The sequence below is a fragment of the Martelella lutilitoris genome, from assembly GCF_016598595.1.
In the GTDB taxonomy this organism is placed as follows: Bacteria; Pseudomonadota; Alphaproteobacteria; order Rhizobiales; family Rhizobiaceae; genus Martelella; species Martelella lutilitoris_A.
The window spans coordinates 2151172-2166515 of sequence record NZ_CP066786.1; the positions used below are offsets into that span (position 1 = coordinate 2151172).

General features: G+C 60.8%; 12 protein-coding genes. 4 read left to right on the forward strand and 8 right to left on the reverse strand.

The features are described from left to right. Positions 1–104: 104 nt before the first annotated feature. Complete coding sequence (locus JET14_RS10115; RefSeq protein WP_200337902.1) at positions 105–1424, forward strand: glycoside hydrolase family 28 protein; 1320 nt, start codon at positions 105–107, stop codon at positions 1422–1424. A 24-nt stretch (positions 1425–1448) separates the two neighbouring features. On the opposite strand, the gene JET14_RS10120 is transcribed toward JET14_RS10115, so the two are convergent. Continuing rightward, positions 1449–2534, reverse strand: coding sequence for a CehA/McbA family metallohydrolase (locus JET14_RS10120; RefSeq protein ID WP_200337903.1), 1086 nt, complete (start codon positions 2532–2534; stop codon positions 1449–1451). A gap of 269 nt (positions 2535–2803) precedes the next feature. Between JET14_RS10120 and JET14_RS10125 the strand changes: the two genes are divergently transcribed. The 3 genes from JET14_RS10125 (at position 2804) to JET14_RS10135 (ending at position 7171) form a co-directional block, all read left to right on the forward strand. Next, positions 2804–4096 (forward strand): Gfo/Idh/MocA family protein, encoded by a 1293-nt coding sequence (locus tag JET14_RS10125; RefSeq protein ID WP_200337904.1) that lies wholly within the window; start codon positions 2804–2806, stop codon positions 4094–4096. 70 nt (positions 4097–4166) lie between these two features. Beyond that, on the forward strand, positions 4167–5936 hold the full coding sequence (locus JET14_RS10130; RefSeq protein WP_200337905.1) for a heparinase II/III family protein: 1770 nt from the start codon (positions 4167–4169) through the stop codon (positions 5934–5936). A 17-nt stretch (positions 5937–5953) separates the two neighbouring features. Then, on the forward strand, positions 5954–7171 hold the full coding sequence (locus tag JET14_RS10135; RefSeq protein WP_200337906.1) for a glycosyltransferase family 4 protein: 1218 nt from the start codon (positions 5954–5956) through the stop codon (positions 7169–7171). A gap of 157 nt (positions 7172–7328) precedes the next feature. Here the strand turns inward: JET14_RS10135 and JET14_RS10140 are convergent, their stop codons facing one another. The 7 genes from JET14_RS10140 to cysD all read right to left on the reverse strand — a co-directional run bounded on the left by JET14_RS10140 (position 7329) and on the right by cysD (position 15312). After that, positions 7329–8165 carry an aldo/keto reductase gene (locus JET14_RS10140; protein WP_200337907.1) on the reverse strand — a complete coding sequence of 279 codons (837 nt, stop codon included), beginning with the start codon at positions 8163–8165 and terminating at the stop codon, positions 7329–7331. A 74-nt stretch (positions 8166–8239) separates the two neighbouring features. Next, on the reverse strand, positions 8240–9367 hold the full coding sequence (locus tag JET14_RS10145) for a glycosyltransferase (protein WP_200337908.1): 1128 nt from the start codon (positions 9365–9367) through the stop codon (positions 8240–8242). Positions 9368–9421: 54 nt separating this feature from the next. Continuing rightward, complete coding sequence (locus tag JET14_RS10150; protein ID WP_200337909.1) at positions 9422–10387, reverse strand: NAD-dependent epimerase/dehydratase family protein; 966 nt, start codon at positions 10385–10387, stop codon at positions 9422–9424. 23 nt (positions 10388–10410) lie between these two features. After that, positions 10411–11577, reverse strand: a complete 1167-nt coding sequence (locus JET14_RS10155) for a nucleotide sugar dehydrogenase (protein ID WP_200337910.1) — start codon at positions 11575–11577, stop codon at positions 10411–10413. 134 nt (positions 11578–11711) lie between these two features. Next, on the reverse strand, positions 11712–12503 hold the full coding sequence (gene cysQ / locus JET14_RS10160) for a 3'(2'),5'-bisphosphate nucleotidase CysQ (protein WP_200337911.1): 792 nt from the start codon (positions 12501–12503) through the stop codon (positions 11712–11714). 5 nt (positions 12504–12508) lie between these two features. Next, positions 12509–14407: a sulfate adenylyltransferase subunit CysN gene (gene cysN, locus JET14_RS10165; RefSeq protein ID WP_200337912.1), complete on the reverse strand. Its 1899-nt coding sequence runs from the start codon at positions 14405–14407 to the stop codon at positions 12509–12511. Then, positions 14407–15312, reverse strand: coding sequence for a sulfate adenylyltransferase subunit CysD (gene cysD, locus JET14_RS10170; RefSeq protein WP_200338055.1), 906 nt, complete (start codon positions 15310–15312; stop codon positions 14407–14409). Before cysD ends, cysN begins: the two co-directional genes overlap by 1 nt. Positions 15313–15344: the final 32 nt, after the last annotated feature.

The following is a 15344-nucleotide window of genomic DNA, read 5'->3' on the forward strand; positions in this document are numbered from 1 at the left end:
TTTCGGTAGAAATTTCGGTTGAAAATTGCAAATAATTTCGCTCTTGTCCAGTTCTGACTCCCTGAATGCGTTGAGAGTCATGAAATTTTTTTTGGGAGTAGTCAGTGCAGGAAATTCGTATTCCCGCGGCCGGCGGCGACGCCACGACCCGCATCCAGGGCGCCATTCGCACCGCCGCAAGCACACAGCTTGTCGTTATCCTGGAGGCCGGAACCCATATTTGCGGTGGCCTGGAGCTGATTTCGAACGTCGAACTGCGACTTGAGGATGGCGCCGTGCTGCAGTTTCTGCCGGACTATGACGCCTATGCCGCCCATCCTGTGCGCGTCATCGCCGAGGACAGCGACCGGGCGATGATCTCCGCCGCGCACGCCCGCAACATCGCGATCACCGGCAAGGGACGCATCGTCTGCGGCGGGAAGCATTTTGCAACGGGCGAGGATGCCGAAATGGGAACGCTCACGCCCGCAACGCATCGCCCCCGCCTGCTGGTCCTCGACAGCTGCACGCAGGTGACCCTGTCCGAATTCAGCGTGACCGACTCGCCGATGTGGACGCTTCACTTCGTCAACTGCGAGGGCCTTTCGATCAACGACGTCCGGGTCGAAAACGCCCTCACCATGCCGAACACGGACGGGATCGTGATCGACGGCTGCCGCGACGTAACAGTCTCTCGCTGCGACATCTCCACCGCCGACGACGGCATTGTGCTGAAGACCTCCTGCCGGCCTGACGGAACCGTCGTCGGCGCATGCGAAGGGATCGAAGTCGCCGACTGCCGCGTGCGCTCGCATTCCTGCGCGCTGAAAATCGGGACCGAATCTTTCGGTGACTTTCGCGATATCACCTTCCGGAATTGCCAAGTGATCGCCTCCAATCGGGGCCTCGGCATCTTCTCGCGCGACGGCGGAGTGGTCGAAAACGTCCGCTTCTCGGATATCAGCCTGGATTGCCGCGAGACGCCGCCCGGGTTCTGGGGCTCGGGCGAAGCACTGACGATCAATCTTGTCGACCGCCGTCCGGAAACAACGCCCGCAGGCAGGATCAGCGGCGTCATCATCGAAAACATTTCGGGGTCTATGGAGGGCGCGATCAATCTCTATAGCGAACGCAGAGGCGGCATCGAGAACATCGAGATGCGCACTGTAGCGCTCCACCAGAGGCCGGGCGCCTACGGCACGGCACTCTGCTACGACCTTCGGCCGACGCCTGCCGACCTTGCGGAAGCGCCGGCGTCGGAAGGCCGCGCCAATGCCTGGCGCAAGGGTGCTGACGGCCGGGTAATCGGCCTTGTCGATTACCCCGGCGGCATGCCGGCGGTCTTTGCATGCAACGCCGAGGACCTGCGCCTGGAAAACATCGCAATCGAACGACCGGAACCGTTGCCGCCCGGCTTCAACCCGGAAGCGATAGTGTCCGTTTGACGAAAACGGTCCTGTTTCTTCGGGTCAGAAACCCGGGTCGTAGTTAAAATAGAGCGGGTTCGAAAGCGCGACCTTGTCGGCGGACAGCGCCATGGAGCCCGGTACATCGGCATAGGCGGCCTGCGGTCCGTCCACCTCCGCGCGGTAGTAGCTCCGTTCGCCGGCCGCAGGCCTATCGGTAAAGCGCGCGGTGCGGGTCTTGGGGTCGACGGGAAGGGTCGCGAAGGTCTCGCGGTTCTTGATGATCCTGACCGAATAGGCCGTGCCTTCCGGTCCGCCCCCGGACAGACGAACCTCGAACGAGACCGGCTGGCCTTCGGCTTTGGCATTGTCGCCCATCATCATCTCGGCGTCGCCGCCTGCATCGGCGACAAGTTCGACGCGCGGATTGAACGGGTTGGCGCAGACGCATGCCCGGCCGGCCACAAGCGCCTCAAGCAGAGCGTCGCTGCTGCGCTCGCGGGCAAAAACCCAGGTCGTCGGCGTTCCCACATAGTTCATCGTGGCTTCCGGCGTCCACTGGCTGGCAAGTTCCGGCCGGTCGGGAACGCCGTGATGGGCATCCGAGCCGCCGCGTGCGCCGATCATCCGCCCGGACAGGAGCATATTGTCCCAGACGCGGACATTGGCCGCGTTCTTCGGCCACATCGGCCCGTTCCAGACCTCGATGGAATCGGCAAGATCGAAGGAAAAACCGTAATGGTTGCTTGTGACGGGATGGTTCGCCGACCAGTGGACGGCGCTTTCCCGCTTCAGGGCCGCGAGGTCCCAGTCCCGCACGTTGCGATGGTCGAAGAAGCGCTGGTGGTCATAGGGCTGCGTGCCGTAAAGGTTGACGTGTCCGCGCGGCGCGGTGAGCTCGGCGCCATAGAGCAGAAGCAGCCGGTCGGAGCGATAGGCCGGGTCGGACCAGGTATGACCGGCGACATCGCCGCCCACATGCACATCATGATCCGTGATCGTCAGATAGTCGAATCCGTGGCGCTCGGCAAAACCGATGATCTTCTCGACCGGATTGTTGGTCGAATCGCTGCTGTGCCGGGAGTGAAGGTGCCAGTCCCCCTTCAGCCAGATGCCGGTGCGATCAATCCCTGAACTGCTCGAAACCACTGCGCGAATCCCCTCCTCTTCACCGGTCGCGGATTCCGCCCGAACCGGCGTGCGACCATTTCAACGACGATGATAGCCGCTGTCCGGAGCGTTTTTCCATCCCGGACAGCCGATACGGCGAAACGACCTGTGGACGACAGCGCGCGGCGCTTCGGACCGGCACGCCGCATCGGCGCGGCGGCGACCGGGACAGGCGTTCGGCTTGACATCCGCGCAGCCGGACCGCAATATCCGCACTCGGAAACGGGCCGCAATTTGGCCCGCTGAATTTGTGCAAAAATATTACTTTAAAACTATTTCAGACATATTTCGTGGAGTCGACCAAGGGCATGAATATTGCTTTCGTAGGTTGTGGATTCGTGTTCGATATTTACATGAAGACCATCCGAGCGCATCCCGAACTGCAGATTGCGGGGGTTTTCGATGTCAAGTCCGAGCGGATGCGCAAAGTCTCGGATTATTACGGTTTCAGGACTTATGACAGCTACGAAGCCCTGCTTGACGACACTGACATTGATGCCGTCGTCAATCTGACCAATATCGGTTCGCATTTCGAAGTCTCCAAAAAAGCCCTGATGCGGGGCAAGCATGTCTACTCCGAAAAGCCGCTGACCACTGACCTGGCGCAATCGCGGGAACTGTTTGAGCTGGCTGCCGCCCACGGGGTCCGGCTTTACGCGGCGCCGAGCAATATTTTCAGCGATTCCGTGCGCACCATCTTCGATGCGGTCGAAAAAGGGCGGATCGGCTCGCCGCGGCTGATCTATGCGGAACTGGACGACAACCCCATCCATCTGATGGAGTTCGAGAAGGTACGCAGCGCGACTGACGCGCCGTGGCCGGTGGTCGAGGAAATCAACGAAGGCTGCACCTTCGAGCATGTCGGATATCACCTCGTATGGATATGCGGCCTGCTCGGCCCGGCTGTTTCCGTGACCGCCTTTTCAAGCGAACTGCTTCCCGCCAAATCGCCGCTTGTTGCCGGTTTTTCGGGAACTCCCGACTACTCCGTCGCCAACCTTTCCTTTGCCAACGGCGCCGCCGCGCGCATTACCTGCAGCGTCGTCGCGCCGCGCGACCACAGGATGCGGGTCATCGGCGATGCCGGCGAGGTGAGCGCCGACAGCTACCGCCACTACCAGTCGCCGGTCTATCTCGAGAGATTTTCCAAGCGAAGCCTGAGCGCGCGGAAGCTGCATACGCTGCGGGCGCATCCCCTTCTCGGAAAGCTCTTCGGCATCGGCGGGAAGCGCCAGAAACTGGTAAAGAACTGGAAGTCTGCGGCCGTTGAAAAGGACCAGCAGATGCGCTCGTCGCTACGCCAGCGGCTGATCGAGTTCGTGCGCCGGCGCGAGGTTTACGCCCAGGACAAGCTGGTTGGCGTGGCGGAAATGGCGCGGGAGATCGAGGCCGACGAGAAACAGTTCCTTTCGCCGGACTTTCTTCTGCACCTCAACGAGCTGACCCTGCTCATACAAGGCGCCGGGCCGGATGGCGTGGCGGTCAAGCCCACGACAAGTTTCGAACCGATCGGATCCATTCCGGGCTCAATCCGACTGTGATCAGGAAGCCGGCAGAAATGCGGCGGCAGCTGTCAGCCCCCACTTACACCTCCTTGAAAAGGACTGGCCAATGATCAGCCTTTCGACCTTTCAGGCCGTTTCCCGCCTGTCGCCCCGGATGATCGGTTACCATCTGAAACGGCTTGCCCGCAACAAGCTGGCGCCGCGCAGGCCCGAGCACTACGCCCGCAGGATCGATCGGCTGGCAGCCGGCGTGCCGAAGCTCGCACCCGGCAGTCTGAGCGCGCAATCACCGGCCGCCTCGATGGCCCAGGCCGTGGCCGCGTTTTACCGGGAGGAGTACCGCGACCATATCGACGATGCCGCCCGGGGTCGTTTTTCCTTTTTCGGGCAGGAAGTCGATTTCGGCGGGCCAGCCAGCATCGACTGGCACCACACCGTTGCGGCCGAGAATGATTTTCATCTTTGGCGCATGAAGCTCGCCCACATGGGGTTCATCTGCCCGATGCTGATCGACGGAGAGACCCTTCACCACGAAGCCGTCGCCGAAATGCTCGCCGGATATCGCGCCGAGGCGCGTTTCGACCGTCCGGGCTGTTTTTCGTCCTACTGGTTTCCCTACAGCGTGTCACACCGGATCCTTGCCGTACTCAGCGGCTATCTCATCGCCCGGCGGCAGGATACCTTGCCCGCGGCGCTTTGCGATGACATCGAGCAGTTCCTGCGCTGGAACGTCGCTTTCGTGGAAGAAAACATCGAACATGAGCTCAAGAACAACCACGTCGAGCGCAATCTCGCGGCGCTCTGCTTCTACTACACCCATGCCGAGGATGTGCCCCCCGGTCTGAAGCGGAAGCTGGATCGTGACGTTGCCGGCATCATCCACGCCTGCATTCTGCCCGACGGCCTCCTTGCCGAACGGTCCGCCATGTATCAGGGGCTTTCCGTGATGGCCCTGCAGGTCTTCTCGCAAACGCCCTTTCTGTCCGAGAAGACCCGAGGGCTTGCCGCCGAACGCCTCGAGCGCGCCAAACGGGCGTGGTCGTTCATGACCCATCCCGACGGCGAGATCGCGCTCTTCAACGATTCGTGGTTCGGCGAAGTGCCGCCGGCCCATAGCGTCATCGAACCGGCGCGCTTCAATGCCAGCGAACTTCTGCCCCAGGCGGGATATGCGAGACTGGCCGACGGCGGCATCTTCGCTCTTCTTGACGCCGGACCGATCGGACCGCGATGGAACCCGGGACACGGCCATGCCGATTTCCTCTCCGCCGAGATCGATGTGGCGGGCCTTCGCTTTGTTGCGGATCCTGGGACGTATCAATACTCCACCGGTCCGCGGCGGATGTACGAACGCTCGGCGCAAAGCCATAACGGGCCGAGCTGCAAGGGACTGGAACCGGTCAGCTATTACGGCTGCTTCCGCGTCGGGCGGCTGGCCGAGGCGCGGCTGGTCGAGGCCGAAGCGACAGACGGACGCGCGGTCGCGGGAGAGCTTCAGCTTCCCGACGGTCTTAAGCTCCGGCGCGAACTGCAGCTCATTCCGAATGGGCTCGCCGCCACGGATCGCTGGCAAGGGGCGTGCACAGGCCCGCGCGTGCGGCTGACCATACCGCGTGAGTGGGAGGTGAGCGATCGCGACCAGCGGGAGGTCGTCTTTCTCCGCGAGGACGTTCGCGTGCGCCTCGAGGTTCTGCGCGGCAGGATCGCGGATCTGTCGACCGGGCAATGGGCGTTTCGCTATCTCAAGAGCAGCGATGCCCATATTCTGGTTCTCGAACCCGAAGAGACTCCTGGCGGCGCAGACCTGTCCTGGCGCATCACGCACCAGATCAATGTCGCCGCCTCAACCGAAAGCGCATCCGTTTCCGCCTCATGAACCAGGTCACCTCCGATATGACATCATATGCCCAGACCGAGGAGCACGAAGCGCCTCCGCCCAACACGCCCAGAATTCTCTTTCTGTCGAAGGTCCTGCCCTACCCGCCGGCGGTTGCCGGCGACGCCGTCTATTCACGCGGCGTGATCGAAGCGATAGCGGGCGTCGCGCCGTTGACGGTGCTGTGCGCCGAAAGCGGCGCCGCGCGGCGCGCGGTCAAGGGCGTCGACTGGCACGTGGCTGGCCCGCAGCGCGAGGGTCGGGCCAAATCGGTGCTCTCGCGCTGGCCGCTGATCGCATGGAAGGGCGCGACGCCTCAATGGCATGCCGAACTGGACTCCCTGCTGACGAAAGACTGGGACGTTATCATTCTCGACAATATCGGCACGGCACATGCCCTGCCGAAGCTCGAGGCCTATCGCAGATCCCGCCCCGCCGTGCGCCTCGTCTACCTGTCGCACGAGCAGGAGTATGAAGTGCGGCGTTCGAAATACGGAGCCTACGGCCTCAGCCCTGTTGCACGTTTCGCAGCCGCTCTCGACCTGAACAAGGTCCGCCGCCAGGAAGAGAGATTGCTCAAGCGAAGCGATCTCGTGACCGTGATCAACGAGAATGATGCGTCGGCATTCCGCAAAATAGCGCCGCGGCAAAACTACTTTTTGCTGACGCCGGGATATGACGGGCCGGTGGCGGAAGAGCGCCGCATCGATTCCGCCGTGCCGCGCCGCGTGCTTCTCCTCGGCGGTCGCAGGGCACAGCAGAAACGGCAGATATTGCTGGACTGGATGAAGGTGGGCTATCGCCCGCTCACGGAAGCCGGCGTCGAAATCGTCATCGTCGGCGATATGGACGAGGCGCTCAGCGCGACGCTGAAGGCGGACTATCCCAAGGCCCGCGCGCTGGGCTTTGTCGATGACCTCGACGCGCTGATCGCATCCGCGCGCGCCGGCATCATTGCCGATACCGTGGGCGGCGGGTTCAAGCTGCGCCTGCTGTCACACATCTTCCAGCGCCTGCCGATCATCGGCCTCGACGAAGCAATCAGCGGGCTGCCGACGGCGCGCGGCGAAGGCTATCTCAGCGCGCCGGACCTTGCGTCCCTGAGCGACCTCATCTGCGATACGATCGACGACACGGAACGCCTCGACGCGCTTCAAAAGACCGCCTTCGAAGATTGCGCCCAGAGGTTTTCCTGGGAACAGCGCGCACGGGACCTGCTGAAGACTTTGTCCTGAGCCGACCGAACCTTGAAGCTGCGCCAGAGCATCGGGTGATGCTGAGGAACCGCCCGATCCTTTGGAGCGCCGTGCGTCCATTCGGACGCATAAAGGGCGCTCTAACCTATTGAAATTGACGCATCGCGCTTTCCGAAAATCGATTCCGATTTTCGGGCTAGCGCGCGTAGCCGGCGGCTGCACGCAAATGTTCCGTTTTCGTCGTGCCGACGAGGGTGACGGCCACATCGCTGCGGGCGACCATTTCGGGAATGCGTTCGGCCGCGAATGCGGCGACGGAAACGCTGCCGGAGATCACCTTCGGTCCGCCCAGAACCTCGCGCGCCACAATCGCGATGCCCTGTTCCGCTGCGCGCAGCATCGCCGCATCGAAGCTGGCGTCGCCGGGATGGAGCGGCACCTGCAGCACCTCGACGCGCGGATCCGCGAGGGCGGCCATCATGGCGTCCGGATCATCGACCGACGCGCCGATCCATCGGGTCTTGCCGGCATCGCGCGCCTTCTCAAGCGCCTGCATCGCCTCACCTGCCTTCAGAACCTCGGCAGACGGACTGTGCAGCATGTAGATGTCGAGTCGTTCGCGCCTCAGGCGCCGCAGGCTTTGTTCGAGGCTGGATGTCAGGAAAGGACCGTCCCAGCGCGTGGGCATCGGGTTCGAACGGATGCGCGCGACCCCTTCGCGGGCGCTGCCGGAGCGCCGCGCCACCTTGCGCAGCATCCCCTTGAACGGCACCAGGGCCCGCTTCGTCAGCGACAGGTATTTACCGCCCTTGGAACAGATCACGCAATCTGTCCGGTCACCGAGAACTTCCCCGAGATAACGCTCGCTGTCGCCCTGGGCATAGATGTTTGACGTGTCGAAGAAACGGACGCCCTCATCGAGCGCGGCACGCAACAAGGCCCGCGCTTCATCGCCCGTGCTGCCGTTCACCGAGCCGAGCCGGCTGCATCCAAGGCCGAGCCGCAGGGCGTCATCAGGAATAATCGTGACCATGTCGTGCTCTCTCCTCTTTCTTGCCTGTCGGTGCTTTGCGCGCCATGTCCGCTTTGCGGCGAAACAAAGGCCGGCTACCGCGATTTGGCGGGATTCCAGACGGCGAATGTCTTGCCGCGCATGGCGCGAAAAACGCCCTGCAATGTGGCGAGCAATGCCAGAATGATCTCCATCAGCGAGGCCACGGGGCCATGCTGGGCCTTCAGCCCCAGAACCACGAAAGCGCCAAGGACGACCACGCCGGCAAGGAACAGGTACCAGGAAATCATTGCGGCCAGAACGGCGGCGATCGCCACGCCCAGCAGCAGGAAGAAGCCGCCGAACCAGCGAACCATTTTCCGCGATGCGTATTTGAACTTGTCCAGGCGCCGCATTTTCTTCAGTTGCGGAGAAAGGAACAGATGGGTGTGATACGCACGGGCGGCGATGCGGACCTTCCGGGCATATTCCTCGCTCCGCAGGGCCACCAGGCGTTCATAGGCGATAACGTCTTCCACCTTGATCAGCCTCTTGCCGCTGAAGACCGCGGCCATGGATACGGTGAGGTCATCCAGAACCGTATCCGGAAAGCTGGGATAAAGCGCCCGGCGCAACGAAAAGATGGAGCCGTCTCCGCCCATCACATTGCCGGTGCGCGACTCCTCCTTTTTCAGATACTCCTCGAGCCGCCAGTATAGCGATCCGACGTTGGCCGTGGTCGAATCCGCACCGCCGAGATAATGCAGAGATCCGCAAATGCCGCCCACGTCCGGATCGGCATACCAGGCCATCAGTCTGTCGATGGCATCTTCCTTCAGCAGAACGTTGGCGTCGGTGAAGATCATGATGTCGCCGGTCGCCATCGCAGCGAGCCTTTTCATGCCGTGCGCCTTGCCGTTCCGCCCGCCGCCGCGAACAACCGTCAGCAGGTCCTTGCGCGCATCGAGCTGCTCGAAGGTCGAATCGGACGACCCGTCGTCAAAGGCGAGAACCTCCAGATCCGGGTGGCGTTCCTTCAGCTTCTCGATGTTGGCGATCTTCTCGCCGATAACCTGCGCTTCGTTATAGGCGCAAAATACCAGGGTCGCAGACAGGCTGTTTCCCTCTTCCCGCAAGATCGCGCGTGAAGGCAGGCGCCGCAGGATGAGCGGATAGATCGCATAAGGATAAACCACGAGGAATATGCATACCAGAAGCAAGATTGAAAGGATGGCAACAATCACTGATGTAAATCCTTATGAAACCTGTCCGAAAAAAGAAGATCGATAATCGTATATTTACTCAAATGAACCGCGCGAATCCGACTTCCACCGCTGAAGAGCGGAAGCCAGCATGTCCGGCTTGGCCTGTCCCTGCGCTTCGAGCCAACCGGGAATGATATCGGTCGAGCGGACGAGTTTCGTCACCCTGTCGGGATGGACGCCGAGCCCCATTGTGGAGAAAGGCTTCAAACCCATCGCCACCATGCTGACAACGAACCGCGGCAAAAGGAAAGTCCGCGCATCGTGGAACTCCACAGTCTTGAAGGTCTCTACGATTTGTTCAAGGGTGTAGCGGTCCGGATAGCAGCCGTTGAACAGAACATAACGTTCGTTGAGGGAGAGCGCATAGTTGACGGACGACAACAGGTCCTCGACGTAATAGCACGCCTTGATCGTGTCTTTCCGGCCCGGATAGACAAAAAAGCCTTTCTTCAGCAGTTTCGCAAGGCGCGTGAAATTGCCGCCCTCCCGATGACCGAAAATGACGGCCGGCCTGACGATCACCAGCCGGTGCTGTTCATTCTCCTCGAGCCAGGCCCGATGAATGCCTTCGGACAGCCATTTCGACCAGCCATAGGCCGATTCAGGCGCCGGAGCGGACTCCTCCGTCTTTGCCTCTTCACTGGGTCCGTAGACGGAGATCGAACTCGTGAAGACGATCGTCCGGCAGTTCTTTCGCCGGGCGAATGCCGTTACTTCCGTCGCTCCCCGGATATTGGTCTCGTAATATTCGTGGGTTTCGTGCCCCGGCGTGGTGTGCACGGCGGCAAAATTGTAGATGACATCCGCATCCTGGTCGAATTCAAAGCCTGACAGATCGCGTACATCGCCGGTGATGTAGGTCACGCCCTCTGTCCTGACCTTGGGCTGCCGGATATCCACGCTATAGATATTGGAGTCTGCCTGCTCTGAAAGGGCCCTTATGAGATGGGAGCCAATGAAGCCAGAACCACCAAATACCAACACGTTTTTCTTATTCATTTCGGCTCTCCGGACGCCTCGTATCAATCACTGTTGAATATGTCTCTCGTGAAGACCTTGTCACGAACATCGTAGATCTCATCCTTCAGCCGGTTGGCGACGATGACATCGGAGATCGACTTGAACTCGTCGATATCGCTGACGACCTTCGAGTTGAAAAAACTGTCGTCGAGCAGGGACGGCTCGTAGACGACGACTTCTATGCCTTTGGCCTTTATTCTTTTCATGATGCCCTGGATCGAGGACTGGCGAAAATTGTCGGAACCGGTCTTCATCACGAGCCTGTAGATGCCGACGACCTTCGGCTTGCGGGAAAGAATCCGCTCCGCGATGAAGTCCTTGCGGGTACGGTTCGCGTCGACAATGGCCTTGATAAGGTTCTGGGGCACCTCGGAGTAATTCGCAAGAAGCTGCTTGGTGTCCTTCGGCAGGCAATAACCCCCGTAGCCGAAGGACGGGTTGTTGTAGTGGCTGCCGATGCGCGGATCGAGTCCGACTCCTTCGATGATCTGCCGCGTGTTCATGTCATGGGCCATCGCATAGCTGTCCAATTCGTTGAAAAACGCGACGCGCATGGCAAGGTAGGTATTGGCGAACAGCTTTATCGCTTCGGCTTCCGAAGGATTGGTGAAAAGGACCGGCACATCCTTGGTGACAGCCCCCTCCTTCAGCAGATCGGCAAATGTCCGCGCGCGTTCCGAATGCTCGCCGACAATGATCCGGGAAGGGTGGAGGTTGTCGTAAAGGGCGCGCCCTTCCCGCAGGAATTCCGGCGAAAAGATGACCTGGTCCGTGGCAAGGTCGGCACGAACCCGATTGACGAAACCGACCGGAACCGTCGATTTGATGACGATCGTCGCCTGACGGTTGACCTCGATGACAGACTTGATGACGCTGATCACCGAAGACGTGTCGAAATGATCATTGCCGGGGTCGTAGTTCGTCGGCGTCGCCACGATCACGAAATCGGCATCCCGGTAGGCGGAAGCGCCGTCCGTGGTGGCGACGAGATCGAGTTGCCTGTTCTTGAAGAAATCCTCGATGTCATGGTCTATGATCGGGCATCGCCGCTCGTTTACGGCAGCCACCCGCCCCGGATCCAGATCAACGGCCACGACCTGATGCTTCTGGGCAAGCAAAGCGGCATTCGAGAGACCCACATAGCCGATCCCGGACACTACGATTTTCATAGTCAAATCTCTTTAGCTCAAAATGTCATATTGCAGCGTAGTCGAAAATACGAACCCGATCCGGGATCGGCATCAAAACTCAACCCTTCCCGGAAAGGGAAGGAAAAATAAAAAACGCGCCGGCTGATGAACGCCTAGCCGGCCCGAGAGCTACCCCAGCCGACAAAGAACGGATTTGCGAAATCGCTGTCGGAAGCCTGGTTTGTCTTTCCATAAGGCAGGCTGGCGTTGTCCAGGCCAACCGTGATGCCGCCGGCCGCACGCAGAACCGCGTCGCCGGCAGCCGTATCCCATTCCATCGTCCGGCCGAAACGCGGATAGACATCGGCCAGCCCCTCGGCGACGATGCAGAACTTCAGGGAGGACCCCACCGAGGTGAAATCGGAGACCCCGATCTCCTTCATGAAGGCTTCGGTTTCCGGGCTGTTGTGAGAGCGGCTGGCAACGGCGACCAGTTCGCCGCCTTTTTCGCGCACCCTGATCGGCGCCGCCGCGGTGACCGCGCCGTCCGCGATCACGAGCTTTTCAGCTCCGCCCGCAACCGTGCGATAGGCGACACCCTTGGCTGGAGCATAAACGATCCCGGCTGTAGGCACGCCACCTTCGATCAGCGCGATGTTGACAGTAAAATCCTCACGCTTGTTGATGAACTCCTTCGTCCCGTCGAGCGGATCGACAAGGAAGAATGACTTGCCGGCGATATCGGGCACCCGGCCGGCGGCGACCGATTCCTCGGCAACCACCGGAATATCCGGAAAAGCCCCTTCGAGATGGCCGAGGATAATTTCCTCGGCCTTTTCATCGGCAATCGTCACCGGAGAGGCATCGTCCTTGTAGGAAACATCAATGCCGTTCTCGTAGACATTCATGATCGCCCTGCCGGCCTCGAGCGCGGCGTCCAGAAAGACCTGGTCCATTCCTGCCATTGCCCTCAGTCCTTCCGCTCGAGCTTCGACAGGTATTCCTCGATCCGGCCCGCCAGCTCGAACGGCTCGTGGCCGACGGTGTGCAGGTGGATCTCGGGATTTTCCGGCGTCTCATACGGCGAGGTAATGCCCGTGAAGTTATCGATTTCGCCGGCCTGCGCCTTCTTGTACAGGCCCTTGGGATCGCGCTCGGCGCATACTTCCAGAGGCGTGTCGACGAAAATCTCGACAAACTCGTCGTCATCCATCATCTCGCGCGCCAGCCGTCGCTCGGAGCGGAAGGGCGAAATGAACGAGACCAGCACGATCAGGCCGGCGTCGGCCATCAGCCGCGCGACCTCGGCGACGCGGCGGATGTTTTCCACGCGGTCTTCGGCGGTAAAGCCCAGGTCACGGTTGAGACCGTGGCGGATGTTGTCGCCGTCAAGCATGTAGGTGTGCTTGCCCTTGGCATGCAGAATCTTCTCCAGCGCATTGGCGACCGTCGACTTACCGGAGCCGGAAAGGCCGGTGAACCAGAGGACGGCGGGTTTCTGCGCCTTGAGCTCGGCATGCGCCTTCTTGTTGACCTCGACGGCCTGCCAGTGGACGTTCTGCGCGCGGCGCAACGGAAAGTCGATCATGCCGGCCCCAACGGTCTTGTTGGAGAGCCGGTCGATGATGACGAAATTGCCCGTCGTGCGGTTGTCCTTGTAGGCATCGAAGACGATCGGCGCCTGGGTCGAGATGTTGCAGACGCCCACCTCGTTCATGTGCAGGGCCTTGGCCGCTTCATGCGCGAACGTGTTCACGTTGACGTGGTATTTCAGCGCCGTCACCGTTGCGGGCGTCGAGTCCGCCTCGGTGCGCAGGATGTAGGAACGGCCGGGAATCATCGCGTCGGCATCGAACCAGATTATCTTGGCCTGGAACTGGTCGGCCACATTCGGACGCTCTTCCGGCGCAACCAGGATGTTGCCGCGCGAAACCTCGATCTCGTCATCGAGCACAAGCGTGACGGCCTGCCCCGCTTCCGCGCGCGCGAGATCCCCATCCATGGTCGATATCTGCCGGACCTTCGAGGCCTGGCCCGATTTGGCCACGGTGACCGTATCGCCGACTGCGACCTGGCCCGAGGCGATTTCGCCGGAGAAACCGCGGAAGTTCAGGTTGGGACGGGTGACGAGCTGGACCGGCATGCGGAACGGCTTCTCGATCAGGTCGGATTCCACCGGAACGGTTTCGAGATGGTCCAGCAATACCGGCCCCTGATACCAGGGCATGTTTTCCGACGGCATGGTGACGTTGTCGCCGTAGCGGGCGGACATCGGGATCGGGACAATCGTCTCGAAGCCAAGATCCTTGGCAAATTCCAGATAGTCGGCGACGATCTTGTCATACACCTCCTGGGAATAGTCCATCAGGTCGATCTTGTTGATCGCGACCACGATGTGGCGGATGCCAAGCAGAGAGGCGATGTAGGAGTGACGGCGCGTCTGGCGCAGAATGCCCTGGCGGCTGTCGACCAGCACGATCGCAAGATCCGCCGTCGAGGCGCCGGTGGCCATGTTGCGGGTATATTCTTCGTGGCCGGGCGTGTCCGCGACGATGAACTTGCGCTTGGCGGTGGCGAAGAAGCGATAGGCCACATCGATCGTGATGCCCTGTTCGCGCTCGGATTCAAGCCCGTCGACCAGAAGCGCGAAATCGATGTCCGCGCCCGTGGTGCCATGCTTGGCGCTGTCGCTCTCGAGCGAGGCGAGCTGGTCTTCGAAGATCAGCTTGGTGTCGTAAAGCAGGCGTCCGATCAGCGTCGACTTGCCGTCGTCAACGGACCCGCACGTCAGGAAGCGCAGCAGCGACTTCTTCTCCTGCTCGGCGAGGTATTCGATCATGTCGCCGGAAAAATCGGTCAACTCGTTCATCAGAAATACCCCTCGCGCTTCTTCTTCTCCATCGACCCGGCTTCATCCTTGTCGATCATGCGTCCCTGGCGCTCGGATGTGCGCGCCGTCAGCATCTCGCGGACGATCCCCTGAAGGTCATCGGCCTCGGATTCGACCGCGCCTGTCAGCGGATAGCATCCGAGCGTGCGGAAGCGCACCATCTTCTCCTCGACCTTCTCGTCCGGTCCGATGGGCATGCGCTCGTCATCGACCATGATCAGCGCGCCGTCCCTTTCGACGACCGGCCTTTTCGCCGCGAAGTAGAGCGGCACGATCGGGATATTCTCCTTCATGATGTACTGCCAGATGTCGAGCTCGGTCCAGTTCGACAGCGGGAACACGCGGATCGATTCGCCCTTGCCGACGCGGGTATTGTAGGTCTTCCACATTTCCGGACGCTGGCTCTTCGGGTCCCAGGCATGCTGGGCATTGCGGAAGGAGAAGATGCGTTCCTTGGCGCGGGATTTCTCCTCGTCGCGCCGGGCGCCGCCGAAAGCCGCATCAAAGCCATACTTGTCGAGCGCCTGGCGCAGACCGACCGTCTTCCAGATATGGGTGTGGGTATTCGAACCATGATCGAACGGATTGATCTTGCCTTCCACGCCCTCCGGATTGACATGCACGAGGAGATCGATCCCGAGATCCTTGGCCATCTTCGTGCGAAAATCATACATCGCCCGGAACTTCCAGGTCGTGTCGACATGAAGGAAAGGAAACGGCGGCTTGGCCGGGTAGAAGGCCTTCATCGCCAGATGCATCATCACCGACGAATCCTTGCCGATCGAATAGAGCATGACCGGACGAGAGAATGTCGCAGCGACTTCACGGAAAATATGGATGGATTCTGCTTCCAACCGTTGCAGATGCGTAAGGGACATTTCTATTCCTGAAATTGAAATTCAAAACCGTCTTAGGG

Bases quoted from the DNA above. Each gene is read 5' to 3' on its own strand.
- cysQ (WP_200337911.1), bottom strand. From the start codon at position 12,503: ATGGCAGGAATGGACCAGGTCTTTCTGGACGCCGCGCTCGAGGCCGGC.
- JET14_RS10150 (WP_200337909.1), bottom strand. From the start codon at position 10,387: ATGAATAAGAAAAACGTGTTGGTATTTGGTGGTTCTGGCTTCATTGGC.
- JET14_RS10135 (WP_200337906.1), top strand. From the start codon at position 5,954: ATGACATCATATGCCCAGACCGAGGAGCACGAAGCGCCTCCGCCCAAC.
- cysN (WP_200337912.1), bottom strand. From the start codon at position 14,407: ATGAACGAGTTGACCGATTTTTCCGGCGACATGATCGAATACCTCGCC.
- JET14_RS10130 (WP_200337905.1), top strand. From the start codon at position 4,167: ATGATCAGCCTTTCGACCTTTCAGGCCGTTTCCCGCCTGTCGCCCCGG.
- JET14_RS10155 (WP_200337910.1), bottom strand. From the start codon at position 11,577: ATGAAAATCGTAGTGTCCGGGATCGGCTATGTGGGTCTCTCGAATGCC.
- JET14_RS10140 (WP_200337907.1), bottom strand. From the start codon at position 8,165: ATGGTCACGATTATTCCTGATGACGCCCTGCGGCTCGGCCTTGGATGC.